General features: G+C 61.0%; 25 protein-coding genes. All 25 read right to left on the bottom strand.

What is annotated here, in order from left to right:
• The 25 genes from ACKUTP_RS06450 to ACKUTP_RS06330 all read right to left on the bottom strand — a co-directional run bounded on the left by ACKUTP_RS06450 (window position 1) and on the right by ACKUTP_RS06330 (window position 26,434).
• The gene (locus tag ACKUTP_RS06450) at window positions 1-1,671 is read right to left on the bottom strand and encodes a ribonuclease J (protein WP_022094702.1); all 1,671 of its coding nucleotides are present in this window, start codon (window positions 1,669-1,671) and stop codon (window positions 1-3) included.
• Between the two features lie 644 nt (window positions 1,672-2,315).
• Entirely contained in the window at window positions 2,316-4,562 is a 2,247-nt protein-coding gene (locus ACKUTP_RS06445; protein WP_409063847.1) for a polyribonucleotide nucleotidyltransferase, read from the bottom strand.
• Window positions 4,563-4,711: 149 nt separating this feature from the next.
• Window positions 4,712-4,990, bottom strand: coding sequence for a 30S ribosomal protein S15 (gene rpsO, locus ACKUTP_RS06440; protein WP_035138510.1), 279 nt, complete (start codon window positions 4,988-4,990; stop codon window positions 4,712-4,714).
• Between the two features lie 138 nt (window positions 4,991-5,128).
• Window positions 5,129-5,878 (bottom strand): DNA repair protein RecO, encoded by a 750-nt coding sequence (gene recO, locus ACKUTP_RS06435; RefSeq protein WP_409063846.1) that lies wholly within the window; start codon window positions 5,876-5,878, stop codon window positions 5,129-5,131.
• Between the two features lie 9 nt (window positions 5,879-5,887).
• The gene (gene era, locus ACKUTP_RS06430) at window positions 5,888-6,958 is read right to left on the bottom strand and encodes a GTPase Era (protein ID WP_409063845.1); all 1,071 of its coding nucleotides are present in this window, start codon (window positions 6,956-6,958) and stop codon (window positions 5,888-5,890) included.
• Between the two features lie 12 nt (window positions 6,959-6,970).
• A complete protein-coding gene (locus tag ACKUTP_RS06425) occupies window positions 6,971-7,348 on the bottom strand; it encodes a diacylglycerol kinase family protein (RefSeq protein ID WP_195544426.1) in 378 nt (125 codons plus the stop codon).
• Window positions 7,349-7,357: 9 nt separating this feature from the next.
• Window positions 7,358-7,867 carry an rRNA maturation RNase YbeY gene (gene ybeY / locus ACKUTP_RS06420; protein ID WP_409063844.1) on the bottom strand — a complete coding sequence of 170 codons (510 nt, stop codon included), beginning with the start codon at window positions 7,865-7,867 and terminating at the stop codon, window positions 7,358-7,360.
• On the bottom strand, window positions 7,864-8,850 hold the full coding sequence (locus tag ACKUTP_RS06415; protein WP_409063843.1) for a PhoH family protein: 987 nt from the start codon (window positions 8,848-8,850) through the stop codon (window positions 7,864-7,866). The genes ybeY and ACKUTP_RS06415 overlap by 4 nt, the downstream gene beginning before the upstream one ends.
• Window positions 8,831-10,123 carry a MiaB/RimO family radical SAM methylthiotransferase gene (locus ACKUTP_RS06410; RefSeq protein WP_409063842.1) on the bottom strand — a complete coding sequence of 431 codons (1,293 nt, stop codon included), beginning with the start codon at window positions 10,121-10,123 and terminating at the stop codon, window positions 8,831-8,833. Before ACKUTP_RS06410 ends, ACKUTP_RS06415 begins: the two co-directional genes overlap by 20 nt.
• Window positions 10,124-10,132: 9 nt before the next feature.
• The gene (gene dnaJ / locus ACKUTP_RS06405) at window positions 10,133-11,281 is read right to left on the bottom strand and encodes a molecular chaperone DnaJ (RefSeq protein ID WP_409063841.1); all 1,149 of its coding nucleotides are present in this window, start codon (window positions 11,279-11,281) and stop codon (window positions 10,133-10,135) included.
• Window positions 11,282-11,362: 81 nt separating this feature from the next.
• Window positions 11,363-12,466, bottom strand: a complete 1,104-nt coding sequence (locus tag ACKUTP_RS06400) for a DnaJ domain-containing protein (RefSeq protein WP_409063840.1) — start codon at window positions 12,464-12,466, stop codon at window positions 11,363-11,365.
• A 58-nt stretch (window positions 12,467-12,524) separates the two neighbouring features.
• Entirely contained in the window at window positions 12,525-13,757 is a 1,233-nt protein-coding gene (gene hemW, locus ACKUTP_RS06395) for a radical SAM family heme chaperone HemW (RefSeq protein WP_409063839.1), read from the bottom strand.
• 2 nt (window positions 13,758-13,759) lie between these two features.
• Window positions 13,760-14,803 carry a tRNA dihydrouridine synthase DusB gene (gene dusB, locus ACKUTP_RS06390; protein ID WP_117797777.1) on the bottom strand — a complete coding sequence of 348 codons (1,044 nt, stop codon included), beginning with the start codon at window positions 14,801-14,803 and terminating at the stop codon, window positions 13,760-13,762.
• Between the two features lie 4 nt (window positions 14,804-14,807).
• Window positions 14,808-16,619 carry a translation elongation factor 4 gene (gene lepA, locus ACKUTP_RS06385; protein WP_118238118.1) on the bottom strand — a complete coding sequence of 604 codons (1,812 nt, stop codon included), beginning with the start codon at window positions 16,617-16,619 and terminating at the stop codon, window positions 14,808-14,810.
• 96 nt (window positions 16,620-16,715) lie between these two features.
• Window positions 16,716-16,982 (bottom strand): 30S ribosomal protein S20, encoded by a 267-nt coding sequence (rpsT, locus tag ACKUTP_RS06380; protein WP_022094714.1) that lies wholly within the window; start codon window positions 16,980-16,982, stop codon window positions 16,716-16,718.
• 133 nt (window positions 16,983-17,115) lie between these two features.
• Complete coding sequence (holA, locus tag ACKUTP_RS06375; RefSeq protein ID WP_409063838.1) at window positions 17,116-18,078, bottom strand: DNA polymerase III subunit delta; 963 nt, start codon at window positions 18,076-18,078, stop codon at window positions 17,116-17,118.
• Window positions 18,079-18,156: 78 nt separating this feature from the next.
• Window positions 18,157-20,460, bottom strand: a complete 2,304-nt coding sequence (locus tag ACKUTP_RS06370; RefSeq protein ID WP_409063837.1) for a DNA internalization-related competence protein ComEC/Rec2 — start codon at window positions 20,458-20,460, stop codon at window positions 18,157-18,159.
• Window positions 20,457-21,170 (bottom strand): helix-hairpin-helix domain-containing protein, encoded by a 714-nt coding sequence (locus ACKUTP_RS06365; protein WP_409063836.1) that lies wholly within the window; start codon window positions 21,168-21,170, stop codon window positions 20,457-20,459. Before ACKUTP_RS06365 ends, ACKUTP_RS06370 begins: the two co-directional genes overlap by 4 nt.
• Before the next feature lie 213 nt (window positions 21,171-21,383).
• Window positions 21,384-22,628: a tRNA uracil 4-sulfurtransferase ThiI gene (thiI, locus tag ACKUTP_RS06360; protein ID WP_409063835.1), complete on the bottom strand. Its 1,245-nt coding sequence runs from the start codon at window positions 22,626-22,628 to the stop codon at window positions 21,384-21,386.
• Window positions 22,629-22,910 carry a DNA-directed RNA polymerase subunit omega gene (locus ACKUTP_RS06355; protein ID WP_035138532.1) on the bottom strand — a complete coding sequence of 94 codons (282 nt, stop codon included), beginning with the start codon at window positions 22,908-22,910 and terminating at the stop codon, window positions 22,629-22,631. It abuts the gene before it with no gap.
• Between the two features lie 5 nt (window positions 22,911-22,915).
• The gene (gmk, locus tag ACKUTP_RS06350) at window positions 22,916-23,485 is read right to left on the bottom strand and encodes a guanylate kinase (RefSeq protein ID WP_138374178.1); all 570 of its coding nucleotides are present in this window, start codon (window positions 23,483-23,485) and stop codon (window positions 22,916-22,918) included.
• Window positions 23,486-23,794, bottom strand: a complete 309-nt coding sequence (mihF, locus tag ACKUTP_RS06345) for an integration host factor, actinobacterial type (protein WP_006236130.1) — start codon at window positions 23,792-23,794, stop codon at window positions 23,486-23,488. It lies immediately after the preceding gene.
• Between the two features lie 239 nt (window positions 23,795-24,033).
• Complete coding sequence (gene pyrF, locus ACKUTP_RS06340) at window positions 24,034-24,750, bottom strand: orotidine-5'-phosphate decarboxylase (RefSeq protein WP_035138533.1); 717 nt, start codon at window positions 24,748-24,750, stop codon at window positions 24,034-24,036.
• Window positions 24,744-25,652: a dihydroorotate dehydrogenase gene (locus ACKUTP_RS06335; RefSeq protein WP_006236128.1), complete on the bottom strand. Its 909-nt coding sequence runs from the start codon at window positions 25,650-25,652 to the stop codon at window positions 24,744-24,746. The genes pyrF and ACKUTP_RS06335 overlap by 7 nt, the downstream gene beginning before the upstream one ends.
• A gap of 14 nt (window positions 25,653-25,666) precedes the next feature.
• Complete coding sequence (locus ACKUTP_RS06330) at window positions 25,667-26,434, bottom strand: dihydroorotate dehydrogenase electron transfer subunit (protein ID WP_035138534.1); 768 nt, start codon at window positions 26,432-26,434, stop codon at window positions 25,667-25,669.
• Between the last annotated feature and the right edge of the window lie 46 nt (window positions 26,435-26,480).

The raw sequence follows: 26,480 nt of genomic DNA, 5'->3' as shown, positions 1-26,480 counted from the left end.
CTAAACCTCCATGACGACCGGGATGATCATCGGACGGGTGCGCGTACGGCTCCAAATAAAGTTGGAGAGCGAATCACGCACGGCCTTGCGAATGGCATCGGAACCGCTGCTCGTAAAGCTAAACTTGCCCTTCTCGATCGTCTTCATGATGGACGCGGAGGCATCCTCGGAGAACTGGTCGTCGATGGCAAACGAGACACCGCGGCCCGAGAACTCGATGGCCTCGATCTTCTTGTGCTTGAGCGAGACGATGGCAACAGCGGTAACCATACCGTCGTTGGCGAGCTTCTGGCGATCGCGCAAGACGATGGGGTCAGTATCGCCGATACGCAGGCCGTCGACGTAAACGACGCCGGACTCGACGGGCGTACCGCGCTTAACGATACCGCCGCGCATCTCGAGCGTGTCGCCGTTGTCGAGGATAAAGATATGATCGTCCTTGAGACCCATCTTGCGAGCAAGCTGGGCATGGGCGCGCAGATGCACGGCCTCACCGTGAACCGGCATAAAGTACGTGGGCTTGGCCATGGCCATCAGGAGCTTGAGCTCCTCCTGGCTACCGTGGCCCGAGACGTGGACGAGAGCGCGGTTCTTATCCCACACGTCGCAGCCGAGCTTAGCAAGGCTGTTGACGACCTGCTGGACGGCTTTCTCATTGCCGGGAACAGGAGTTGCCGAGAGGATGACGGTATCGCCCTCGTGGATAGAGAGCGTCTTGTGCTCGCCATTGGCCATGCGGGACAGGGCCGACAGCGGCTCGCCCTGCGAACCGGTGCACATGACGACGATCTTGTCGTCAGGCAGGTTATCAATGTCAAAGGCATCGATGATATCGGCGTCGTCGATGTTGAGGTAGCCAAGCTCGCGCGCCACGCGGGTGTTAGTGAGCATGGAGCGACCGGTCACAACGACCTTACGGCCGCACTTGCGGGCGGCATCGCAGATCTGCTGCAAACGATGGATGTGGCTCGAGAACGATGCGACGAACACGCGACCAGGGGCGTTCTTGATGGCGTGCAGCAGGTTGGGACCAACCTCGGCCTCAGACTTGGTAAAGCCGGGAACCGTGGCGTTGGTGGAGTCAGAAAGCAGCAGGTCGATGCCCTGCTTGGCAAAGCGGCTGATAGCGGCATAGTCGGGCGTGACGCCGTCGATGGGCGTCTGGTCGAGCTTAAAGTCGCCGGTGTGCATAACGGTGCCCTGATTGGTGCGGATGAACACGCCCAGAGCGCCGGGGATGGAGTGCGTCATCGAGAAGAAGTCGAGCGAGATGCCGCCAAGGTTGACATGGCTGCCACCCTTGACCTCGCGGAATTTGGGTGCGCGGATGCGGAACTCAGAAAGCTTGCCCTCGATAAAGCCAAGCGTCAGCTTGCTCGAAAAGATGGGCACCTTGTTGTTGAGGTCCTGCAGCAGGTACGGAAGCGAACCGGTGTGGTCCTCGTGGCCGTGGGTGACGACGATACCGCGGAGCTTCTCCTCGTTCTCCAGAACATAGGTGTAGTCGGGAAGCACCAGGTCGATACCGGGCTGGGAGTCGTCAGGGAACATGAGACCGGCGTCGACGAGCACCATGTCGTCGCCGCACTCGAAGACCGTCATGTTCTTACCGATGCCGTCAAGGCCGCCGAGCGGGATGATCTTCAAGGGAGATGATTTTTTAGCTGCCATAGGTTCGTGTGGTTTCCTTTCTTCGAAACGGGTCTGGAACAACCGACGGGGCGCTTCTGGCAAACCGACCGCCGGGAACGTACAAACATGCATCGCAGAGTCGATGCAATAACCACAGTATGATACCCATTTGCACAACAACAGACCACCCATGCATCAAAGCCCCATCTGAACCTGTGTATCCCGCCGGTCTGGTCTCAGCGGCCCTGGCACGGGCTAAGTTTCCTGCTCTACAGTCCTGCTCACGACGGAGGCCACATTAAGTGGCCTCCTGTTCGTGCGGAACTCGCGATAAACTTCATCAGTGCCCGCCCCACGGGAAACCTACCAATAAGGGACAGGTTTATTTTGGTAGGTTTTAGCTGAAGAAATGCTGCTGCATCTATCTACTGATCTGAAATCTGGCCACTGAATAGACTGTCTAACTGAATAGCGAGCGGCACTAACCAGCCCTTTTGCTTGCGACCGGGAGGGACGCATATGAAGTTTATCGCGTGTTCCGCACGCAAAGGAAAGCACTTAATGTGCTTTCCGTCTTGCACAGAACTGTAGAGCAGGAAACTTCATATGCATCCCTCCCGGTCGCAAGCAAAAGGGCGACCCCTGTACGGAGTCGCCCTTGTTGAGCTGCTTATGTCTAGCTGTTACTCGGCGTCGTGGTGACGGCGGGGCTTGCGGCCTCCGTTGTCGCCGGGACGGCGCGGACGGTCGTTGCGCTCGGAGCGCTCGCGACGCGGACGCTCGCGGCGCTGGAAGTGCTCGCCGTCGCCCTCGGAGGCACCCTCGGCGCGAGCAGGGGCCTCGGGCTTATCCAGACGATCGAGCGAGATCTTGCCGCGGTCGTCAACCTCAATGACGACGACCTTGACCTCGTCGCCCACGTTGAGAACATCCTCGACCTTCTCCACGCGGCCCTTGGCGACGCGGGAGATGTGCAGCAGGCCGTCCTTACCGGGCAGCAGGTTCACGAAGGCGCCGAAGGGCTGGATGGAGACTACGCGACCGGTGTACTCCTCGCCCGGCTCGGGAACCTTGATGATGAGCTTGATGCGCTCGACAGCCTGGTCCACGGACTCGCCGGTGCCACCGACAAAGACGGTGCCGTCCTCCTGGATGTCAACCGAAGCGCCAGTCTCGTCCTGGATGCCGCGGATGACCTTGCCGCCGGAACCGATGACGTCGCGGATCTTGTCGGTCGGAACCTGGATGGAGACGATGCGCGGAGCGGTGCTGCGCGTAGTGTGGCGCGGCTCGGGGATCACATCGAGCATCTTCTGCAGGATGAAGGCGCGACCCTCCTTGGCCTGCTGCAGGGCGCGGGCCAAGATGTCGAAGGTGAGGCCGGTGGCCTTGTTGTCCATCTGCAGGGCGGTGATACCCTCGGTGGTGCCGGTGACCTTAAAGTCCATGTCGCCCAGGAAGTCCTCGAGACCCTGGATGTCGGACAGGACCACGGTCTTGCCCTCCTCCTGAATCAGGCCCATGGCGATACCGGAGACCGGGCGCTTAATGGGCACGCCGCCGTCCATAAGGGCGAGCGTGGAACCGCAGGTCGAAGCCATCGAAGAGGAACCGTTGGACTCCATGACCTCGGAGACGACGCGGATGGCGTAGGGGAACTCGTTCTCGTCGGGAAGCACCGGAAGCAGAGCGCGCTCTGCCAGGTTGCCGTGACCGATCTCGCGGCGCTTGGGGCTGCCCATGCGGCCGGTCTCACCGGTGCAGAACGGCGGGAAGTTGTAGTGGTGCATGTAGCGCTTGCCCTCGGTGGGCTCGATGGTGTCCAGACGCTGGCCCTCGTTGAGCATGCCGAGCGACAGGACGGAGAGCACCTGGGTCTGACCGCGCTGGAACAGGCCGGAGCCGTGAACGAGCGGCAGGTAGTTGTCCTTCACCATGATGGGACGGATCTCATCGGCGGCACGACCATCGACGCGCTCACCGGTCTCGACGACCATGGTGCGCATGGCCTTCTTCTCGAGCTTCTTGAGCGCCACGGGGATCTCGCGCTCCCAAGCGGCCTGCTCCTCCTCGGTGAACTCGGCGCGGATGGACTCCTTCAGAGCCTCGACCTTACCGATACGGGAGAGCTTGTCGGCGTCGCGAAGGGCGGCTGCCATCTCGTCGTAGTGGGCGAAGATGCGCTCCTGGACCTCCTCGACGGGCTGGTCGAGCGGGTACTCCTTCTTGACGATGGGGCCGTTGACCTGCTCCCACTCGGCGACGAACTCATCCTGAGCCTGGCAGAAAGCAGCAAGGGCCTCCTGACCAAACTTCATGGCGGCGAGCATGTCGTCCTCGGAGATCTCCTCGGCGCCGGCCTCGACCATCGAGATGAAGTCGGCAGAGCCGCCCAGCTCCAGGTCCAGATCGGAGTTCTCGCGCTCCTCATAGGTGGGGTTGACGATAAACTCGCCGGTCTCCACGTTGCGACCGATGCGCACGCAGGCAAGCGGACCCTCAAAGGGCACGCCGCCGAGCGTCATGGCCAGAGAAGCACCCATGACGTTGATGACGTCGAAGGGGTTGACCTGGTCAGCGACGAGCGAGGTGGCGACGATATGCACCTCGTTGCGGAAGCCGTCCGGGAAGCTCGGGCGGATCGGGCGGTCGATCATACGAGCCGTGAGCGTGGCCTTCTCGCTGGGACGGCCCTCACGCTTGAGGTAGCCACCCGGGATGCGGCCGGCGGCGTACATCTTCTCGTTGAAGTCGACGGTCAGCGGAAAGAAGTCGTAGTTCTTACGCTCCTTGGAGACAACCACGGTGTCGAGCATCGTGGTGTCGCCCTGCTTGACCAGACAGGCGCCGGTGGCCTGCTTGGCAAGTTCGCCGGACTCAAAGGTGTAGGTCTTGCCGTACAGCTCAAAGGTCTTGGATACGAGTGTCATTGTTCTCCTTTACCCCACAGGCCCCTTGCCTGCGGGCTTCTCATGTGACGCGGGCCCCCTGCCCCCGCCACGCTTCAGAGTGTGATTGTTCACGCCCTTACACAAAAAGAGCGCCCCGCTGCGCAGGACGCTCTTAGCATGTACAAATCCTACTGGATGTTGTCGCGGATGCCCAGAGCCTTGATGAGCTCACGGTACTCGACGATGTCGTTCTTCTTGATGTAGGAGAGAAGACGACGACGACGGCCGACGAGCATAAGCAGACCACGACGGGTGTGGAAGTCCTTCTGGTGGGACTTCATGTGCTCGGTCAGCTCCTTGATACGCTCAGACAGGATGGCAACCTGAACCTTGGGGTTACCGGTGTCGACCGGGGTGTTACCGAACTGGGCAGTCAGCTCCGCCTTGCGCTCTTTGGAAACAGTCATTGTTTCACCTTTCATTTTACGTCGCCCGCGGGCGACTCTATTCGCCTCGGACTGGGAAGCCGCCGGTGGAGCGAGCATCCAAGGTCGAGGTACCAACAGGTCGGTATGTTACCACAAGCGGCGTGCGCCTGCGCATCATCACCGACCCAACATGAATTCCATCGCACGGAGCCGCTGGTCGGTATGTGTTACCGCCCAGACATGCGAAAGCCCGAGCAAAAACGCCGCAGTATGCGGGTCGATCCTTTGATCCATAAGCTCGTCGAAGGTCATGGACATGAGGGCGCGCAGCCATGCGACCTCGCTGGTCGACACCAGTTCGGCACCCGGAACGCTCGACGCGCACGACCCGCACATGAGCCCGCCGGCCTGGGGCGAAAAATACGACAGCATAGGGTCGCCGCACGACACGCAGGCAGAAAAATCAGGACGATACCCGATATGCGACAGCAGCTTAAAAACAAAGGCGGCTACCAGGAGGTCCATGCGCGCCGTATCGAGGCCGCCGCCCACAAGTTCCAAGGCGCGCGAGGAAATGGCAAAGGTAAACGGATCCTCGGCATCCTCAAACGAACATACGCGCGCGACCTCGGCAATCGCACTGGCCGCACAGGTCGTCTCGTAATCGGGGGCGGCGCCGAGGGGAGCCTCCAACAACTCGGCCTGCGACACGATGTCGAGCGAGCGTCCGTGCGCGAGCAGCATATCAACCGTGCAGAACAGCTCGCAGCGCGCCGCCAAGCGACCGCCAGGCTTGCGCGCGCCCTTTGCCACGGCACGCACCTGGCGGCCTCGCTCGTCAAGCATCGTCAAAATCAGGTCGGTCTCCTTGAGCTTCGTCTTGTCGAGGACGAGCACCTTCGTGCGATATGTGCGAGAGCCTGCCATTGACGAAAACTAATCCTCGGCGTTGTAGCCAAAGCGGCGAATCTGGGCCTCGTCGTCGCGCCAGCCGGCCTTGACCTTCACGTCCAGCTCCAAAAAGACCTGCGTGCCAAAGATGCGCTCAAGATCGCGACGGGCGTCGATACCGATATGCTTGATCATCTCGCCGCCCTTGCCGATGATGATGCCCTTTTGACCCTCGCGCTCGACGTAAATGGTGGCGTGCACGCGCAGCACCTTCTTGGTCTGCTCGAGCGCATCGCAGATCACGCCAACGGAGTGCGGGATCTCGTCGCGGGTGCGGCGCAAGACCTTCTCGCGCACAAACTCGGCAACAAGCGTCTCGTCGGAAGCATCGGTACCCATGTCTTCGGGGAACCAACGCGGGCCCTCGGGCAAAAAGTGGGCAACGGTCTCGATGAAGGCGTCGACGTTGAAGTTCTTCACCGACGAGGTCACGATCTCGTCGTCGTATTCCATAAGCTCATGCGCTGCCTTAAGCTGCTCCATGACCTGCGCGGGGTCGGCCTCATCGGCCTTGGTGAGCACCAGGACTTTCTTGCAACGGGCGCATCTGACGCGCTCGGCAACCCAGGCGTCTCCCCTGCCGATGGGCTTGGTGGCATCAATCAAAAACGCGACGACGTCAACGTCGTTGAGCTCGAACAGGGCGCTTTTGTTGAGCTCGGAGCCCAGACCGTCCTTGGGCTTATGAATACCCGGGGTATCGACAAAGACCAGCTGATAGCCAGGGCGGTTAACCACAGCGCGCATGCGGCGGCGAGTCGTCTGGGCCACCGGAGAGGTAATGGCGACCTTTTTGCCATAGCAGGCGTTGAGCAGCGTGGACTTACCGGCGTTGGGACGACCGACCAGGGCCAAAAAGCCGCTGCGAAAACCGGGCTCCACATCGCCAAAGCCCAGAGACGTCTCGTCCTCGTCACATAGGGCATCGAGCTCCTCGTCGCTCATACCCTCAAACGGGTCGAATTCCTCGACCTCGTCAAGCGAATCGGTATCCTCGACCTCATCGAGAACCTCGTCGTCCAAAACCTCGTCAGTAGGCTGCATATTGTCGGACATGGGAATCCCTTTCTAAATAAAGCCAAGCGCGTGGGCAAAGACTAGCAGGCCCACGATTGCGGCGGTAATGGAAAGAACGTACACGGAAGCGGCGGCGATATCCTTGGCGCGCTTTGCCAGCGGATGAAGTTCCTGGGTCGCCAGGTCGACGATCGCCTCCATAGCGGTATTGCACAGCTCGCCGTGAATCACCAGGCCACAGCAGATGATAACCGTGGCCCACTCGGCAATGTCGAGGCCGACAATGCAGCCGGCAATGACGGTACACACGCCCGCCACGAGCATGACTTTGATGTTGCGCTCGGTTTTGACGGCGGTGACAAAGCCCTCCATGGCGTAGGAGAACGACTTTAAAAAGGACGGATGGTCCTTGTTCGATCCGGGAATCATAGACGGCTCCTAGTCGTGGGCATGGTTGGTGATGGGACCGACGTGGACCAACTTGGGGTCCTCGCCGCGCTCGAGCGCCAGATCGCGCAGGATGGCATCCTCGCGGGCCTCCATGACCTCAGCCTCGTCGTCCTCGATGTGGTCATAGCCCAGCAGGTGCAGCATGCCGTGCACGAGCATCAACCGGCACTCGTCGGCGGGACTGTTGCCAAAACCGGGAGCCTGACGGGCGATGACCTGCGGGGCCAAGATAATATCGCCGAGCTCGATCGTCTCGTCGGCGGGAATATCCTCGTCAAAGGCAGAGTCGCACTCAAACGAGAGCACATCGGTGGTGCGGTCGATACCGCGCCACTCGTGGTTGAGCTCGTGCATCTCGTCCTCGTCGACATACGAAAGGGAAATCTCGACTTCACGCTCAACGCCCTCCGCCGCAAGCACAAACGCGCAAATGTGCTCAACCTCCTGGGCGTCGAGCAGCGTATCGAGCTCGGCATCGTTGCTGATCAATACACTCAACGGGACTCCTTTCGGTCGCGCGAGCGCTGCTCACGCACGTCATCATACGCATCATAGGCCTCGACGATCCTGCCCACCAGGGCATGGCGCACCACATCGGCGCGCTCCAGGTGCGAAAATGCCACATCGTCGACACGGCCCAGAATCTTCTCGACGTCGGCAAGACCTCCGCGACGACCCACCAGGTCGCGCTGGCTCAAATCGCCGGTAATCACAAACTTGGAGTTAAAACCCAAGCGCGTCAGGAACATCTTCATCTGCTCAGGCGTGGTGTTTTGTGCCTCGTCGAGTACCACGAAGGCGTCGCTCAGCGTTCGGCCGCGCATGTAGGCAAGCGGGGCAATCTCAATCACGCCACGCTCCATGAGCTCATCGGTGCGTTCACGGTCCATCATGTCAAACAAGGCATCGTAGAGCGGACGCATGTAAGGGTCGATCTTTTCCTCGAGGGTGCCGGGCAAAAAGCCCAAATTCTCCCCCGCCTCGACAACCGGACGCGTCAAGATCAGACGGCCCACCTCGTGACGCTTGAGCGCGGCAACGGCGAGCGCCATGGCCAGATAGGTCTTACCGGTACCGGCAGGACCCAGGCCAAACGTGATGGTATGCGAGCGGATGGCATCCACGTAGCGCTTTTGGCCGAGCGTCTTGGGGCGAATGGCGCGACCGCGATACGAAAGCAGCACATCATCGCGAAGCGACGTAGCCTCGTGCTCACCGTCGCGCAAGACGGCAAGGCAGCGAGAGACATCGTCGACAGACAGTGTGCGTCCGGCGGCCGCCTCGCGGAAAGCGTGCTCGAAAAAGCGCGCCACGAGCTCGACCTCGTCCGGGTCACCGCTCACGGCGATGCTGTCGCCACGGGCGACCACGTGGGCGCGAACCAAGCTCTCCAGCGCACGAAGGACGCCGTCGCCGGCACCCAAAACGCGCGAGGGGTCAATTCCCCCAGGAACGGTAAGTCTAATCTTCGAGGCTTCCATGAACCTCCCTGCGTGCATGGACCAAGCCGGAATCATCGACTCCGATGATAGCAACATCGAGCAGGCACGGGGCTGTGAGTCCACTGGTATCGTCTAGACGGGCATGATGGAACGAACCAAGCGTCAGGTTGTCGCCATACTCGAGCACGGCACGCTCAACGGTGCCCACGCGACGGCGAGCGTCGGCAATGGCAAGCTCCTGCGCCGCGGCTCGCATACGACGGCTACGCTCGGCCATGACCTCGGGCGGCACCTGGTCGGGCATGTCGGCAGCAAGGGTACCGGGACGCTTGCTGTAGCGGAACACGTGCATACGCGAGAAACCCACACGGCGGCACAGCGCCAGCGACTCCTCGAACTCCTCGTCCGTCTCACCAGGAAAACCGACGATGACATCGCACGAAAGGGACGCCTGGGGCAAGTTGGCGCGAATCATACGCACCGTGTCCTCAAAGGCTTCGGCGCTATAGGGACGGCCCATGCGATGCAGGGTCGCCGTACAGCCGGACTGCACGGGCAGGTGCAAAAACGGGGCGATACGCTGCGGGTAGCGCGCCATAACCTTAAGCAGGCGCTCGGAGATATCCATGGGCTCGACCGAGGAAATGCGCACATGCGGAATAGACGTGCGCTCCATGATGGCCTCGAGCAGCTCATCGATTTCGACGTGCTCGTCGGTCGCGCTCTTGCCATCGTAGGCACCCAGGTTCACACCGGTCAGCACCACCTCGGGCACGCCGGCCTCCTGGGCCTCGCGAACTTGCTCGAGCACGGACTCGACGGGCACGGAGCGCTCGGGGCCGCGCGCCTTCCACACAATGCAATAGGTGCAGCGATGGTTGCAGCCATCCTGAATCTTCACGCCCAGGCGAGAGCGACCGAGCGCATCGACCACCTCGCCATCGCTGCAGGCGGGAACGCTATCGGACTCAACACCCAGCACCTCGCATACACGTTCGGCGACATCTATCTTGGACGGCTCGGCAATCACGCGATCCGAAAACTCCGACAGCTCCTCGGGATGCAAATTGACCACGCATCCGGTCACGACCACATAGGGCTCGTTTGGATGGGCCAGCGCATGGCGGACGGCCTTACGGGTCTTGGCCTCGGCCTCGCCCGTAACGGCACAAGTGTTAATGACGATCAGATCGGCATCCTGGGGCTCCACCATAGCAAAGCCCAAGCGCATAAGATCGGCAGTGATACGGTCAGACTCAACCCGGTTGACACGGCAGCCGAGGTTGACGACGGAAATATGGGGTGCGAGCACGCGGGCTCCTTAATCGAGGATATCGTCGAGGGCACTCTTGATACGGTCGGTCACCGACTTCTTACCGGAAGCGACGTCATCGCCCATCTCATCGGCAAAAGCACGGAGCAGCTCGCGCTGCTTATTGGAAAGATTGGTGGGAACGACCACGCGCAGTTGCACGATCAGGCGGCCACGCGAACCGCCACCGCCAATGCGCGGCATGCCGTAATTATTGACGCTCACGGTGTCGCCGTACTGGGCGCCGGCGGGAACCGTCACCTTAACGACCTCGTCGGGCATAATGCCCTCGACCTCGATCTCGCAGCCGAGCGCAGCCTGCGCAATCGAGATATCGCTCACCAGGTACAGGTCGTCCCCGTTGCGCTTAAAGCGCTCATGGTCGGCAACGCGCACGTTGACAATCAGGTCGCCCGAAGGCTCGCCGCGAAGGCCGGCCTCGCCAAAGCCGCTCACGCGCAGCTGGCGACCGGTCGAAACGCCGGCGGGAATATCGATGTCGATCTTTTCGTGCGAAGGCGTGCGGCCTTGACCGTCGCAGGTCTCGCAGGGATGATCGATAACCGTGCCCTCGCCATAGCAGTCGGGGCAAGGCGAGGAAGACTGAACCTGGCCCAGGAACGAACGCTGAACCGTCGTGACGTAGCCCGTACCGTGGCAGCGGCCGCACTGCTTTTCCTGTGCGCCCTCTGCCCTACCGGTGCCATTGCAGTCCTCGCAAGGAGCAAGGCGGTCATAGCTGATTGTCTTTTTGCAGCCGAGCGCCGCCTCCTCGAGCGTCACCGAAAGCGAGATGGCCATGTCTCGTCCGCGACGACGCTCACGACGGCTGCGGGCGCCACCGCCGGCACCGCCGCCAAAGAACGACGAGAACAAGTCGTCCATGCCCATGCCACCAAAGATATCGTTGATATCGACGTAGCCCGAACCACCAGGGCCGTCGGCAGTGCCGTAACGGTCGTAGTTAGCACGCTTCTGCTCATCGGAAAGAACGGAATAGGCCTCGTTGAGCTCCTTGAACTTGGCCTCGGCCTCGGGGTCGTCCGAAACATCCGGATGTACGGTACGGGCCTTCTTTAGAAACGCACGCTTAATCGTCCGCGCGTCGGCATCCCTGTCGACGCCAAGCACCTCGTAGTAATCCCTATTTTCCGACACGACCGAATCCTTCCGACTTTCATTATTGTCACAGTGCGTCCTATACCCAAGCAGGGCCGACCGCAAACAGAGGGTTTGATGTTATTGCATTTGGTACGGCGAAAGCATGGCCCGTTGCGAGCAGCTCGCGAACCAAACCGACACGAGCGCGAACATGAAGCCGTTGGCAAAACCGTTGGCAAACTGCATCGCGCCGCGCTTCCACCACAGCAGGCTGCGATGAAGCACGCCGTCCGAAAGCACCATGAACAGGCCCATGGCAAACGGAATAAAGCACATCACGGCAAAGGCCGAGAACACGCCCGAGATGGCCGAGAGTACCAAAAACGGCGCCACGATGCCCATCAGGTAAAAACCGGTACGAGCTTTGCCTTCCAAGCGCTCGGCCTCAACATGGGCGCGGCCGACCAGATCGCCGCCCGCGGCACCGTTGGTGCCAGCATGACCCATGCCGCCAATGCGGACCTCGTCGCCATCGTGCGTGCCGGCAGGAAACTCAATCGTCTGCTCGGAGGTTACGCGAGTACGACCGCTGCCGCCGCAATCAGGGCAGGGGTCGGCCACGACCTTACCGGAACCGCCGCACTCGGGGCAGACCGACTGGAACGTGCCCGCACCAAACAGGAAGGACAGGTCGACGTCGATATGGCCGCGGCCGCCACAGCTTGGGCAGGTATGGGCATGCTCGGAGGAGACAGAGCCCGAACCGCCGCAGTTGTTACAGGTATCGAAGCGCGTGTAGCGGACGGTCTTGCGGGCACCGCCCTTTGCCTCCTTGGCGTCGAGTTTGATATCGACGACCACGTTGGCGCCGTTCTCGGGATTGTAGGCAGCCTGCCCGCGACGCGGCTGGCCCCAGGCGCCACCAAAGGGAAAACCGTCCTCAAAGGGATTGCCATAGCCCGCGCTGCCGGCGTAGCCGCCGCCATAGGGCGAAGCCGTAGGAGCGCCGGCGAAGGGGTTGCCCGAACGCATGGCGTCGTAGCGCGAACGCTTCTGCTCGTCCGAAAGCACGGCGTAGGCCTCGGAAACCTCTTTAAACTTTTCCTCGGCATCCGGCTCTTTGTTGACGTCCGGATGGAGCTTGCGGGCCTTTTGCTGAAAGGCCTTTTGAATATCACGCGAGGTGGCGTCCTTGGAGACGCCCAGAATCTCGTAATAATCTTTTTCGTTCATCGTCGCCATGCGCGGCAACCTCCTGCTCACAGCAGCGTATATATTCCGGTAATTCTACCCGAGCGGCCTAAGCTAGATCCCAAAACAGCTCGAACAGAACATTTCCATCGAGCCAGCCCAAGTGGGTGGGTGCCAGACGAGCTCGAACATGGCCCGCGACGACATCTGCCGAAGTGAAGGGTCCCTCATGGACCCCGAGCGTCTCGGGCACCCAAGTGGCAAGGCCCAACTCGAGCGCGCGATCGCAAGCAGCTGTCAGCCCATCGGCCGGGATGACACGAGCCACGCGAACCAACAGGTCGGACGCGACACCGCGCGTCATGCGGCAAGCAAGCATCAGGTCTTCAGCCGCGGCCTCACGCTGCGACAGATATTCGGCCTCAAACGCCGTCGCGTCATCGTCACGTTGCACCAGACGCACGCGGTACGCATCGCCTCGAGAAGACGCGCCGAGGAACAAACCTGCAAGACGGTCGAAATCCTCGGCATCGAGCATACCGGCGGCAGAGCGACCCAAGCCCAGATAGCCCTGTCCAGACCAATAGGCAATGTTGTGGGCGCACTCATGGCCGTCGAGCGCGTAGCTTGCCACCTCATACGGGTGATAGCCAGCCGCACCCAGGCGCTCACGCGCCGTGTCCATGCATGCGGCCTGAAAATCCTCGTCGGGCTCGAGCGACTCGTCGCGACACGCCAAGCGATAAAGGGGCGTCCCCTCCTCAAGCGTGAGTGGGTAGACCGACACATGATGCGGCGCCGCCGCCAGCACGCCATCGAGCGTGCGCTTCCAACTCGCTGCGGTCTGCCCGGGAAGTCCGCACATAAGGTCGCACGACACGTCAAGCCCAGCATCCTTGACCGACGCGATGGCAGCGAGCGCCCGATCGGCATCGTGAATACGGCCGATGGCGGTAAGCTCGGTGTTATCGAGCGTTTGCACGCCCAGAGAGACGCGCGTGACACCAACCTTGGCAAGCGCGGCGGCAAGCTCGGCGGTCAGCGACTCGGGATTGGCCTCGCAGGTAAACTCAACGGGGGCGCACCACGCACGAATACGCCGCGCCAGCTCCACCAGGCGCTCCCCCGCCAGCGACGGCGTGCCGCCGCCAACATAGACGGTGCGGATCTGATCGAGGGCCCCAGCCTTGCCAAAAGCATCGAGGCGCGCGTACAACTGCTCAAAATAGGAATCGAGCGCGGCATCCAAATCACACGAAGCAAAGCTGCGCGAGTCGAAGTCGCAGTAGCGGCACTTTTGGGCACAGAACGGCACGTGCACGTACAGCGCTGTAACGGCCACCCTTAAGCCTCCAGCGGATGAGGGGGCACCGATTCGCCGGCGGCAAGGGCAGCCTCACAGGCCACCACATCATGCTCGATCTCATCGACCAGCGCCATAAACTCCTCATACGTGGAGCAGCGCACCACCTGCGCGCGCCAGGCTGCAGCATGGGGCATGCCTTTTAAGTACCAGCTTGCGTACGTGCGGGCACGCGACATGAGCGGCAGGAGCTCATGCGTCAGCGTTAGGTGCTCACGCAGGGCGTCCAGGCGCTCAACGGAGCTGCGAGCCGGCACCGGTATGCCATCGAGCGCAAGGGCGCGAGCATCGCCAAACACCCACGGGTTCCCATAGATACCGCGCGCAATAAACACCGCGCTGGCACCCGAGTTGCGCAGATGCTCCGCGGCATCCTCGGCCGAGAACACATCGCCCGAACCAATCACGGGAATCTCAACGGCGTCGGCAACCTCATCGACGACCGACCAATCGGCCTGGCCCGTATAGAGCTGCGTGGCGCAGCGGCCATGCACCGCCACCGCGGCGGCACCGGCGCCTTCGAGCATCTGGGCAAATGTCGCGGCATTACGGTCCTCGGCATAAAAGCCCTTGCGGATCTTTACGGTCACGGGTACATGCGCCGCGCCCACCGCCGCCTCGACGATCTTCTCGGCCAAATCGGGCGTGCGCATGAGCGCCGAGCCCTCGCCCTTGGTAACAACCTTGCGGGCGGGGCATGCCATATTGATATCGATGAGCGACAGGCGATCGCCAACGCGCTCCTCGACGGCAGCGACGGCGCTCGCAAACTGATCGGGCTTGGAGCCAAAGAGTTGCACGCAAATCTGCTGCTCCTCGTCGGCCGGTAGCACCAGGCGCCAGGTCTTGTTGCTGGCATAGGCAAGGCCCGCCACGCTCACCATCTCGCTGTAGGCAAGGTTGGCACCGCGACGGCGGCACATGATGCGGTAGGCAGGGTCGGTCACGCCCGCCATGGGAGCCATAAGGAACGGCTGCTCGGCATAGGCGCCCAGCAGCCGCTTGCTGTATTCAGAAAGCGCCATAGACCTACTCGTCCACCTTGAGGATCGCCATAAAGGCCTCCTGCGGGACCTCGACCGATCCGATGGCCTTCATGCGCTTCTTGCCCTCTTTCTGCTTCTCGAGCAGCTTGCGCTTACGCGAGATATCGCCGCCGTAGCACTTAGCAAGCACGTCCTTGCGACGCGCCTTGACGGTGGAGCGGGCAATGATCTTATTGCCGATAGCACCTTGGATGGGAACCTCGAACAGCTGACGCGGGATGATCTCCTTAAGCTTGTCGCACAGGCCACGGGCCAGACCATAGGCCTTGTCCTTGTGGACGATAAACGACAGCGCGTCCACCTCGTCGCCCGAAAGCAAGATATCGAGCTTAACGAGCTCGGAGGGACGGTACTCGTTGAACTCGTAGTCGAGCGAGGCATAGCCCTTGGTACGACTCTTGAGCTGGTCAAAGAAGTCCAGGATGAGCTCGGCGAGCGGCATGTCAAAGCGCATCTCGACCGATTTGCTCGTGAGATGGATCATGTCGGTTGTAATGCCACGGTGCTCGATAGCGAGCTGCATGACGGCACCCGTATACTCGGGCGGGCAGATGATCTTAGCCTTGAGGTAGGGTTCCTCGATACGCTCGATGCGCGTGGCCTCGGGAAGATCCTGCGGGCTACGGACATCAATCATCTCGCCGTCAGTCTTGTAGACGTGATAGTCCACCGAGGGGCTCGTGGCAATGAGGTCCAAGTTGAACTCGCGCTCCAGGCGTTCCTTGACGACCTCCATGTGCAGCAGGCCCAGGAAGCCCACGCGGAAGCCAAAGCCGAGCGCCACCGAGGTCTCGGGCTCCCACACCAACGACGGGTCGTTGACGTGCAGCTTATCGAGTGCGTCACGCAGGTTCTCGTAGTCCTTGTTATCGATCGGGAACAGGCCCGTATAGACCATGGGCTTGGCCTCGCGGTAACCAGGAAGCGGCTCGGGGCAGGGGTTCGACGCCCAGGTAAGGGTGTCGCCCACGCGAACGGCCTCGGGGTCCTTCAGGCCCGTGACCACGTAGCCGACCTCGCCAACCGTCAGCGCGTCAACCGGGGTCTCGGCAGGACGCTTGACACCCACGCCGTCGACCAAAAAGTCGCCCTCTGCCTGCATCATGCGCAGGGTATCGCCCTTTTTGATGGAGCCGTCAAAGACGCGCACCGTGGCCACCACGCCGCGATACTCGTCAAAGTACGAATCCAGAATGAGCGCTTTGAGCGGAGCATTTGCATCGCCCTTAGGCGGAGAGATCAAAAAGACGATGGACTCTAGCAGATCGTGAATACCCTCGCCGGTCTTGCCCGACACGCACACGGCATCATCGGCGGGAATCGCCAGGTCATCCTCGATCTCGGTCTTGACCTCGTCGGGATGGGCCGAGGGCAGGTCGATCTTGTTGATGGCCGGCACAATGTCCAGATTGGCGTTCATAGCGAGCGTCGCGTTGGAGACGGTCTGCGCCTCGACGCCCTGCGTGGCGTCGACAACGAGCACCGCGCCCTCACAGGCTGCCAGCGAGCGCGAGACCTCGTAGGTAAAGTCAACGTGGCCCGGCGTATCGATCAGGTTGAACTGATACGTCTCGCCATCGTCGGCGTCATAGGAAACGCGGACGGCATTGGACTTGATCGTAATGCCGCGCTCGCGCTCGATATCCATGGTGTCGAGCAGCTGCGACTCCATGTCGCGCTCGTCGACGGTATGGGTGAGCTCGAGAATGCGGTCACTGATCGTGGACTTGCCATGGTCGATGTGCGCAACGATTGAGAAGTTGCGGATGTGGGAAATGTCAATTGAAGTATTCATGCGGACTATCTTACCCGAGCGGTACAAAAAATGGAGCCTGTTCCATAAAACAGGCTCCATTTATGCGCGTAATCTGTGTGGTGTGAAATTTACAACTTAGGCGTTGATGCTGTTCACGAGCTTGGCAAGACCGGACTTGCGGTTGGAAGCCTGGTTCTTGTGGATAACATGCTTGGCGGCAGCCATGTCGAGACGCTTGGTGACGGTCTTGAGGGCAGCCTGGGCCTTCTCGGCGTCGCCCTCGGCGACGGCGGACTGGACGTGCTTGGTCAGCGTCTTGAGCTCGGACTTGACAGCCTTGTTACGCATGCGAGCTGCCTCATTGGTGCGGATACGCTTCTTCTGAGACTTGATGTTTGCCACTTCTGGAGTTCCTTTCGAGTTCCTTGCAAAAAATGTATGACACCTCTGAGACACGGTGAGGTCATGCAAGCGCCTACTATAGCACGCTCCCTCTCAAAGGGATAGAACGAATTTGTCAAATAGGCAGGTATCATCACGATTTTCTCAAGATGTTCGTAATCCAGAGCAAAAGCGCGGTCTGAGAATCGGCCGAACCCTTGAGCGCGAGCTCCACATCGACCGCGCCCTCGAGCGCTGCGACGAGCTCTGCCATCGAAAAGCGACGTGCCCAGGTCAGGTGATTCTTGACCTGCCAGGACTGGAGCTTGAGCGTTGCGGCCAGCTCACGACCCTGTCCGCGCGCATCGAGCGCCTTGGCAACGATAAGCTCGCGAATGCGGCCGCACAACAATGTGTACGTCCACACGTAGCTCTTGGCGGGCAGTAGATTGAAGAGCTCGAGCGAGCGGCGCATGTCACGGGCCGAGACTGCATTGAGAAAGTCCCAGGGTTGAACCTCGGCCGTACGTACAATCCAGCGCTCCACATCGGCAAGCTCAATCTGGGGCGCCTCGACCATCTGGACAAGCTTAGCCAAGTCGTTATCGAGCATGCGCGTGTTTTCACCCGAACGCGAGACGAGCTCCTCGGCGGCCGCCGTCGAGATCGACTTGCCGTGCTGCGTCGCCATCTGTTGCACGCGGCGCGGTAGCTCCCAGCGCTTGGTGCCGGAGCAATCGATCACGGCCTTCTTGTCGATTTTGGCGATCGCCTTATACAGGCGCGTGTTCTTGGCAAGCGAGTCGGCGATGATGAGGCAAACCGTCGTGGGGCTGGGACTCGCCAGATAGTCGACAAGCGGCTCCGAGACCGCCTTAGCGAGCTTTGAGCAGCCATCAAGGATTACCAAGCGAAACTCGCTGCCCATCGGAAAGGTGTTAAGCGATCCGATAATGGACTCGATATCGGGGTCCTTGGTCATGTCGCGCTCGTCGAGGTTGAACTCGACCATTCCCGACTTTTCCAGACGCGCCTTCATACGCGAGACGGCGTGATCGCGCTTGACGCCGTCGGTACCGACGATCAGATATGCCGGCAGCAGACCGGTTTCGGACATTACGCTCCCCTCCCGCAGGCCTTCGTATTCGTTCCGTGCCATTCTAGCCCAGGGGCCCACCACACGCCAACGACGTCGTCACGGTCGCTGGCATCGCATCGCAAAGCCCTTTGCGGTCGGGCTGATGGTGATATCACCGTGTTCGATGGTGCATGCGAACGCACCGCCCGCTTCCTGAACGGTATCGATGCAGGCATCCGACGGATGACCGTATCGATTCCCCTTGCCGGCGCTCGCGAGGGAAAGCTCGGGTCTCAGGACGTCCAGCAACTCACCATCGACTGAAACCTTGGAGCCGTGATGCCCAAGTTTAAGGACATCGATATCCCCCACCTCCTGCACGAATTTCCGTTCTTGGTCGAGCTCGGCATCACCAGTGAGGAGCATACGCAGGCTCTTGCCTTCCTGAACATAAGAGAGTAGCAGGACAAGCGAGTCCTCATTTCCCTCGCCATCTACGGACTCGAACGGCCACATCACGCGGGCACAAAATGAGCCGATGTCGACCGTATCCCCACGGCGCACCTGCCGATACTCAACGCCAGGTCGATTCAATACCTCGGCAGGAGCATCCTCCAACGCATCCGCCGCCACGGCAATCGTTCCGACCGAAAACTGTTCGAGCACGGCAGGTAGACCACCCCAGTGATCCTCATCCCAATGCGTCACAAAGACGGCATCGATATGGTGCACGTTATTGCGAACCAACGCCGCTACCACGCGCCCATCGAGCCCGCAGTCGACGAGCGCTAATGCGTCGCCCTGGCGGATAAGAATCGCATCCGCCTGGCCCACATCGAGCACCGTCACCGAAGGCGGAGCGAATCGATCCCAAAAGACGTACGGAATCGTAGCCAAGAGCACCAGACATGCAAGCCCCACCGCCATAGGGAGTGCACGGGGACGCGGCCACCAGACCAGCAGGGCCGCCAGCAAACACGGCACTAGGTAAATCCACACGCTATCGGGCGGCACGCTCACGGATGCACCCGGCACGGCGGCAAACAGCTGCTCGAAGAACAGCGCGCAACGGGCGGCAATCATGGGCACAACGAGCGCCCAAGCCCGCAACGGTCCCACGAGCGAAAAGGGAACCAGCACGATCGACACAGCAAGCAGTACGCTCACCACCGGACCAATGACCGCATTTGCCAACGGAGCAATGAGCGAGAACGTACCGAAGGCAGGAATGGTAATGGGGAGCGTCGCCAACTGCGAGCACAGTGTGACGGAAAGCATACTGGCAATGCCCGATGGCACACCCAGCTCACCCAAAGCGTAGGAGGCGTACGGGCAAAAGCACAGGATGGCAAAGACGCTGGCACATGAAAGCTGAAAGCCTATCTCGAACAGCACCGTCGGCCGCAGTAGCACAAAGATGGACATGGTTGCGAAGAGTGCCGATGCGCCGTGCCGGCGACGCCCCGCGCCGTTTACGACAAGCGTCGTGAACACCATGCAGCACGCGCGCACGGCCGAGGGAGACGCGCCCGTAAAAGCAGCGTAGCCCACAAGCGTTATCGCCAATATCGCCCGCTGAAGACCACGTGAGCACCGAGTCTTTTGCAATACACCCTCGATTACAAACCCCACGATAGCCAAATGGCTGCCCGAGACGGCGATTAGATGCGCCGTTCCCGTCACCGAAAACCAGTCGCCCGCCGGTTGGGCGTGCAGCTCGGCCGAACGACCGCAGACGACACCGGCTATGAACGCACGCGCCGGGTCGGTCGCAGGCGCGATGGACGCAAGCAGCCCATTTCGCAGTCGAAGCAGCGGCCCCGGAGAGCCCTCATCGACCGATAAAATCCGAACGGCTTTTACCTTGCATACCTCGCCTCGGAGCACACGCGATCGTCCATACGCATCGTTCTCAAAACGTGAAACGCGACCGATAACACGCATGTACGCCCCGACCCTGAGCTCGCGGTCACACGATAGGCGAACCGTTGCCAAGTTCTTGCCGTCCGCGCGTGCCTCGCAGGTATAGGAATACACGTCGTCGTTTATGGATGGATCACCCTGCACGACAAACTCGAGGCTGCTTGCCGCTCGAGCGTCGAGCGCCTTCGAGGCGCTTAGCGCGCCCACAGCCCACCACGCCGAGACGACCGCTCCCGCCACGAGACCGACGGACGCGGCATACAGCCACCGCTTCCAAGGAGCAAGCGGTGCACAAAATTGAGCCAGCACAACGAATACCGCCGCCGCGACGGGAATGGCCCATAGCGGCCCGACCGCCGGCGCCTGCTCCCTCAGCAGCGCATCAGCGGTCACGTTGAGCACCAAGGCGCAGCTCATGCACATGCCGGCACACAGGGCCATCGTCCACGGCATCAGGGGCCGCGGAGGCATCACATGTTCGCGCTCGGTCGCACTCATACGCAGATGCAATCTTTGATTTTGGCAAGCCTCTTCTCGCCGATTCCCGACACACGCATCAGATCGTCAACCGAGGCAAAAGCACCGTTCTTTGTCCGCTCATCGATAATCGACTGGGCCATGGAGGGACCGATGCCCGAAAGCGTCTGTAGCTCTGCCGCGCTTGCCGTATTGATGTTTACTAGGCCTGTTGCGCCACTCACGCCCGATGATGCGGAAGCCCCACCATCAACACCGGCTTCCGCAAGGGACGCCTGCTGTTCCCCTACCGTTGGAACGTGAATCTTCTGTCCATCGACGACCTTAGATGCCCGATTGAGCCCCGTAACGTCTGCCTCGGGCGCCAGCCCGCCGGCGGCATCAATCGCCTGAGCCACCCGCGCGCCATCCTTGAGGCGATATACACCGGGCGACACAACGGCGCCATCGACATCGACATAGACCTCTGCCGCGGCAGAAGCCTTAGTCGAAGAACCTTCGGATGTCTTTCCGCTCGAGGCATCACCGGATCCCGGCTCCACCAACGAGCCCGAACCGTCAGTGCGCTCAAACGACACGGCGCCGGCACCGCCGCCAAGGTTCGCCATCGCCAAGCCGCTCGACATCGCAATGACGACCAGTATCGCCATCACCACTGCCTTATGACCGAGCAGCTTGTCCGCCAAGCGGTCCATCTTTTTGACCCGTTCGTGTTGTTCGCGCTGCGCCATAGCAAAACCTCCCAACACCATCGTGTCAGGAAAGGAGCCCTGCAACAGCCACGCTCCAAAACCGGTTTTATCGGTCAAACCAAAAACCGACCAAAACCTTGCACAAATCTGTCCATTTATTCAGGCACACGTCAGCAAATGAACACTTAGCCGCAAAATGCCCAGATAGCAAAAGACCGACGATGCAGGCGCATCGTCGGTCTATGCACAACATTACTCGTGATCTTGGTAAATCTCACGCGGAGCAAGCTCCGAATGTTTGCGTTTTAAGGTCTTAGGGGCCTTATACGTGTTGCTCTCGAAGTCGATGTACTCGGTCTGCTTGAGCAGGCGCTCAATCATCTCCTCGTGATCGAACAACTCCCAGGCCTCATGCACGGCATCGAGTTTAGCGTGCGTCTCGGGACGGCGCGGCATAAACAGCGTGCAGCAGTCGGGAGCGGCCTCAGTCGAGATATCAAACGTACCGATCTCCTCGGCGCGCGCGATGATCTCCTGCTTGTCCGAACCGATGAGAGGGCGGAACACGGGGATCTTCACGGCCTCGTTGACGGCCATGATGTTCTCAAGCGTTTGGGAGGCAACCTGCCCAAGCGATTCGCCCGTCACGATAGCCTTGGCGCCCTCGATGTGTGCAATGCGCTCGGCAACCGAATACATAATGCGGCGATACATGATCACGCGCAGGTTGCTGGGACAGGTCACCGAAATCTCGCGCTGGCAGTCGCCAAACGGCACAACATACAGACGGCCGATCTGGACACCCGGCTCAAGGGCGCGAATGATGTCCTGCACCAGATACTCACTCGTATCGGGCGTCTGCGGACGACCGGAAAAATGCACCGGCACGCACACGGCTCCGCGTCGCGCGAGCATCCAGGTCGCCACCGGCGAGTCGATACCCGATGACAGCAGGGTCACGACCTTACCGGCAGAGCCCACCGGCAGACCGCCCACACCGCGCTCGGAGCGCGCGTACACATAAACGCTACCCTGAACAACCAGCACGTGAACCATCGCGTCGGGATCGTGCATTTGAACCTTTTTATCGGGGAACGCCTCGCACAGCACCTCGCCAACCTGTCGATTGATATCAATCGAGGTGAGCCCGTAGTCGGTATTGGAGCGCTTGGCGTGCACCTTAAACGAATCGAAGGGGCCAAACTCACGCAGCGCCTTCACGGCGGCGGCACAGTACTCCTGAGGGTCGCGATTGGTGTGATACGCCAAAGACACGCGAGCAACGCCGGGAACGGTGCGAATGACACGAGCCGCCTCGTCGGCCTGATGCTCGTTAAAGGTCACGAGGATATAACCGGAAATTCGAGACACGGCATTCACGGAAAAGGCGGCCAAGGCCGCCTTGATGTTATCCATGAGGATATGCTCAAAATGTGCGCGGTTCTTACCCTTAAGTCCAACCTCGTGATAGTGGACCAGGCAGACGCGAGCCGCCATTTAGGCTTCAGCAACCTTGTGACCGAGCGCCTTCTCATAACGGGCCTCGTCGTAAGAGATGTCGCCGTCGACAATCTCATCCATAGCCATCGAAATGGTATCGGCACCGGAAAGCCCGATGGTGATGTCATCGACATCCTGGACGGCAAGCACGCGGTTGTGCTGGCCACGCAGCATGCTATTGATGTCGCAGGCGCGCTTGGAGGCAAGCGAAGCGAGCAGGAAGCGGTTGTGATCGGTCTTCTCCAGAAGATCGTCAATGCAAGGCTTTACAACGGACACGGACCTCAGATCCTTTCATGCATATCGAGAACGCGAACGAGCTCATCGGTCGCGCGGTCGAGATCGTCATTTACCACGACGTCGTCGTAGCGGTCGGCAAGGGCAAGCTCATCGGCGGCGTTTGCCATACGCAGCTCAATCGTCTCGGGCGTCTCGGTACCGCGACCGACTAGACGCTCGCGGAGTACCTCAAGCGAAGGCGGCTTGATAAAGATCAGCACGGCCTCGGGGAAACGCTCCTTCACCTGCAGGGCACCCTGGACATCGATCTCCAAGATGAGAGACGAACCAGAGGCGAGCTTGGACTGAACCTCGCTCACCAACGTGCCGTAGCAGTTACCGTGGACCTCGGCCCACTCAACAAACTCACCGTTTGCCACGCGGCGGTCGAACTCCTCACGCGTCAGGAAAAAGTAATTGACGCCATCGACCTCGCCTTTGCGTGGGGCTCGCGTGGTAGCCGAAACCGTCAGGCCCAGGTTAGAGCGACGCTCGCGCACACGAGTGACGAGCGTGCCCTTGCCCGCGCCTGACGGTCCAGAAATCACAAAGAGCTTGGAATCCTGAGCGCTCACTTATTTGGTCAGCTGCTCGAGGAGCTGCTCGCGCTGACGGACGCCAAGGCCCTGAACGCGACGGGTAGCGGAGATGCCGAGCTCCTCCATGATCTTGGCGGCCTTGGCCTTACCATAACCAGGGAGAGACTCAATGAGGGTGGAAACCTTCATGCGGGAAGCGATGGGGTCATCGGAGTTGAGCACGGACTCGAGGGACTTCTCGCCCTTCTTGATCTGCTCGCGAAGCTCAGCGCGGGCGTGACGTGCGGCAGCAGCCTTCTCAAGAGCCTGCTTACGCTGCTCATCGGTAAGCTGAGGGAGTGCCATTCGTACCTCCAAAAAGTTGGGTTATATCTGATTCAATAATTGGCATTTTAGCACGTAGAACGTACAAAATGCCCAATCGCGGCTCCATAGGTTAGACGATACCCGCAAAAAGTGCAATATACTGCGCCCAAAGTTAAGCCCCTGACCTGCGATTCCACACAAAGGATGGGAAAGTTTACGCAGGCACAGGGGCTATTTTGTGCTAATGAGACCCAAAAGTGGTGACTTAGGGGAATCTTTTACGCGACGTTTTCGACCAGCTCGGCGACGATGGCGTCAAAGGCGGCAACCGGATCGTCGGCACCGGTGATGGGACGGCCCACCACAATATGGCTTGCGCCACGCTCGATAGCCTGGGAAGGCGTCGCCACGCGGGACTGGTCACCTAAGGCGGCGCCCACCGGACGCACACCCGGAGTCACGATCAGGGCATCGGGACCCAGCAGCTCACGCATGTCGTGAGCCTCCATCGGCGAGCACACGATGCCATCGATGCCGTTGGCCTGAGCGAGCTTTGCCAGGCGGGCGGCCTCCTCGGCCACGGGCGACTCGACGCCGATCTCGCTCAAGGCATCCTGATTCATGCTCGTGAGCACGGTGATGGCGACGAGCTTGGCGCGGTCCTCGCGCGCCTCCTCGGCACCCTCGCGGCAGGCAGCGAGCATGGCGCCCGAACCCAAGCCGTGAACCGAGAGCAGGTCGGCACCGGCAAGCGAGGCCGAACGGGCGGCACCGCGAACCTGATGCGGAATATCATGGAACTTAAGGTCAAGGAAGACCTTAAAGCCCAGGTCCTTAAAGGTCTTGACGATCTCGGGGCCCTCAGCGTAATAGAGCGTCATACCAACCTTAAGCCAGGCGGCATGACCTGAAAGCTCGTGGGCAAGCTCGAGCGCACGCTCACGATCGCAGTCGAGGGCGACGATTACGCGGTCGCGGGCATCGGTCTCTAGCATTCGAAAGCACCTACCAGCTCGTTGATGTCCTTTACGCCCTGGGACTCGGCCCAGGCCTCGAGCTCATGCGCGATCTTGAGCGAAGCGCACGGATCGACGAAGTTGGCCATGCCAACCGACACGCAGGTGGCACCGGCCAGGATAAACTCGGCCGCATCCTCGCCGGTCATGACACCGCCGACACCGTTGATGGGGATATCGACGGCCTGGGCGACCTCCCAGACCATGCGCACGGCGATGTGGTGGCACAGCGGGCCCGAAAGGCCGCCCTTGGGCTTTGCCACGCGGGACTTGCGGGTATGGACGTCGATGGCCATGCCCTGGATGGAGTTAATGACCGAAAGGCCGTCGGCGCCGGCGGCTTCGAGGGCCTTGGCGATCTCGGCGACGTTGACCGGCGCCATCTTCACGAACAGCGGCTTATCGGTCACCTTGCGGCAGGCAGCCATAACGGAAGAGGCGCCCTCGGGCGTAGAGCCCATGGCGGCACCGCCGGCGGCGATGTTGGGGCAGCTCACGTTGATCTCGTAGCCGGCAGCCCAGGGGCATAGCTCGACATACATCTCGAGCGCGCGCACAAACTCGTCAACGGAGTGGCCGGCAACCTGACAGATGACCTGGCAACCGTCCTTGGACAGTTGCTCGAGCCACGGGCCGGACTCGCGGGCAAAGGCGGCCACGCCGGGGTTCTGAAGGCCCACGGAGTTGATCATACCGCCGGGGATCTCGGCCATGCGGGGCGCGGGATTGCCGGGCCAGGGCTCGGCTGCGCAACCCTTGGTGGTGATGGCGCCCAGCTGGGAAACATCAAAGAAGTTCTGGAACTGCCAACCGTAGCCAAAGGTACCGGCTGCGGTGTTGATGGGGTTCTGCATCTTGACGCCGCCGAAATCGACGGCCATGTTCACGGTACCCACTAGAAGACCACCACCTTGGAAGCATCGAACACGGGGCCGCACATGCAGGCGCCCTTCATACCGTCAACCGTCTCGACATTGCAGGTGTTGCAGGCGCCAAAGCCACAGCTCATCATGCGCTCGAGCGACACCTCACAGTACACACTGGCCTCAGCGGCAGCGGCGGCGACTTTCTTCATCATGACGGCGGGACCGCAGCTGGCTACGTAGTCGTAGCCGCCCTCGCCGAGCAGCTCGGCTGCCGGGTCGGTGCAAAAACCGTGCGTGCCGAGCGAGCCGTCGTCGGTGCAAACGTTGACCGTGGCGCCCAGCGCGCGGAACTCATCGACACCCACGGCCTTGGACGCGGTGCCAAAGCCCAGGCACACGTCGACGGCCACACCCTGCTCGGCAAGCTTGTCGGCAAGGCACAGCACGGGCGGAACACCGATGCCACCGGCGACGAGCAGGGCCTTCCTGGTGCCCTCGGGTACCATCCAGCCACGGCCACCGGGGCCCAGCAGGTTAGAGGTGGAGCCAGGGCCCATCTGGGACAAACGACGGGTATCGTCGCCCACGACGGCGTACCACAGCTCGACGGTGCCGGCCTCGGCGTCGGCGCGGTAGTAGCTCAGGGGCACGCGAAGCAGCGAGGACGCATCGCCGGGTACGGCGATGTTCACAAACTGACCGGGCTTGAGCGCACTTGCAAGCTTGGGGGCCGAGATGACGAGCGAGAAGATGCCATCGGCGATCTCCTGGTTCGAGACGACCTCGAAGTCGTGCATGCGTGCAGTGGAAGGTGTGGGCATAGACGCTCCAATCCCCCATGCG

This window comes from Collinsella sp. wc0529 (assembly GCF_046116875.1).
Classification (GTDB): Bacteria; Actinomycetota; Coriobacteriia; order Coriobacteriales; family Coriobacteriaceae; genus Collinsella.
The sequence above is the reverse complement of the archived record's forward strand: the minus strand, read 5'-3'. Positions and strand labels throughout refer to the sequence as shown.

Coding starts and splice junctions, on each gene's coding strand:
- ACKUTP_RS06450 (WP_022094702.1), bottom strand. CDS start 1,671: ATGGCAGCTAAAAAATCATCTCCCTTGAAGATCATCCCGCTCGGCGGC.
- ACKUTP_RS06445 (WP_409063847.1), bottom strand. CDS start 4,562: ATGACACTCGTATCCAAGACCTTTGAGCTGTACGGCAAGACCTACACC.
- rpsO (WP_035138510.1), bottom strand. CDS start 4,990: ATGACTGTTTCCAAAGAGCGCAAGGCGGAGCTGACTGCCCAGTTCGGT.
- recO (WP_409063846.1), bottom strand. CDS start 5,878: ATGGCAGGCTCTCGCACATATCGCACGAAGGTGCTCGTCCTCGACAAG.
- era (WP_409063845.1), bottom strand. CDS start 6,958: ATGTCCGACAATATGCAGCCTACTGACGAGGTTTTGGACGACGAGGTT.
- ACKUTP_RS06425 (WP_195544426.1), bottom strand. CDS start 7,348: ATGATTCCCGGATCGAACAAGGACCATCCGTCCTTTTTAAAGTCGTTC.
- ACKUTP_RS06415 (WP_409063843.1), bottom strand. CDS start 8,850: ATGGAAGCCTCGAAGATTAGACTTACCGTTCCTGGGGGAATTGACCCC.
- ACKUTP_RS06400 (WP_409063840.1), bottom strand. CDS start 12,466: ATGGCGACGATGAACGAAAAAGATTATTACGAGATTCTGGGCGTCTCC.
- dusB (WP_117797777.1), bottom strand. CDS start 14,803: ATGGCGCTTTCTGAATACAGCAAGCGGCTGCTGGGCGCCTATGCCGAG.
- lepA (WP_118238118.1), bottom strand. CDS start 16,619: ATGAATACTTCAATTGACATTTCCCACATCCGCAACTTCTCAATCGTT.
- holA (WP_409063838.1), bottom strand. CDS start 18,078: ATGTCCGAAACCGGTCTGCTGCCGGCATATCTGATCGTCGGTACCGAC.
- ACKUTP_RS06370 (WP_409063837.1), bottom strand. CDS start 20,460: ATGAGTGCGACCGAGCGCGAACATGTGATGCCTCCGCGGCCCCTGATG.
- ACKUTP_RS06365 (WP_409063836.1), bottom strand. CDS start 21,170: ATGGCGCAGCGCGAACAACACGAACGGGTCAAAAAGATGGACCGCTTG.
- thiI (WP_409063835.1), bottom strand. CDS start 22,628: ATGGCGGCTCGCGTCTGCCTGGTCCACTATCACGAGGTTGGACTTAAG.
- mihF (WP_006236130.1), bottom strand. CDS start 23,794: ATGGCACTCCCTCAGCTTACCGATGAGCAGCGTAAGCAGGCTCTTGAG.
- pyrF (WP_035138533.1), bottom strand. CDS start 24,750: ATGCTAGAGACCGATGCCCGCGACCGCGTAATCGTCGCCCTCGACTGC.
- ACKUTP_RS06335 (WP_006236128.1), bottom strand. CDS start 25,652: ATGGCCGTCGATTTCGGCGGCGTCAAGATGCAGAACCCCATCAACACC.
- ACKUTP_RS06330 (WP_035138534.1), bottom strand. CDS start 26,434: ATGCACGACTTCGAGGTCGTCTCGAACCAGGAGATCGCCGATGGCATC.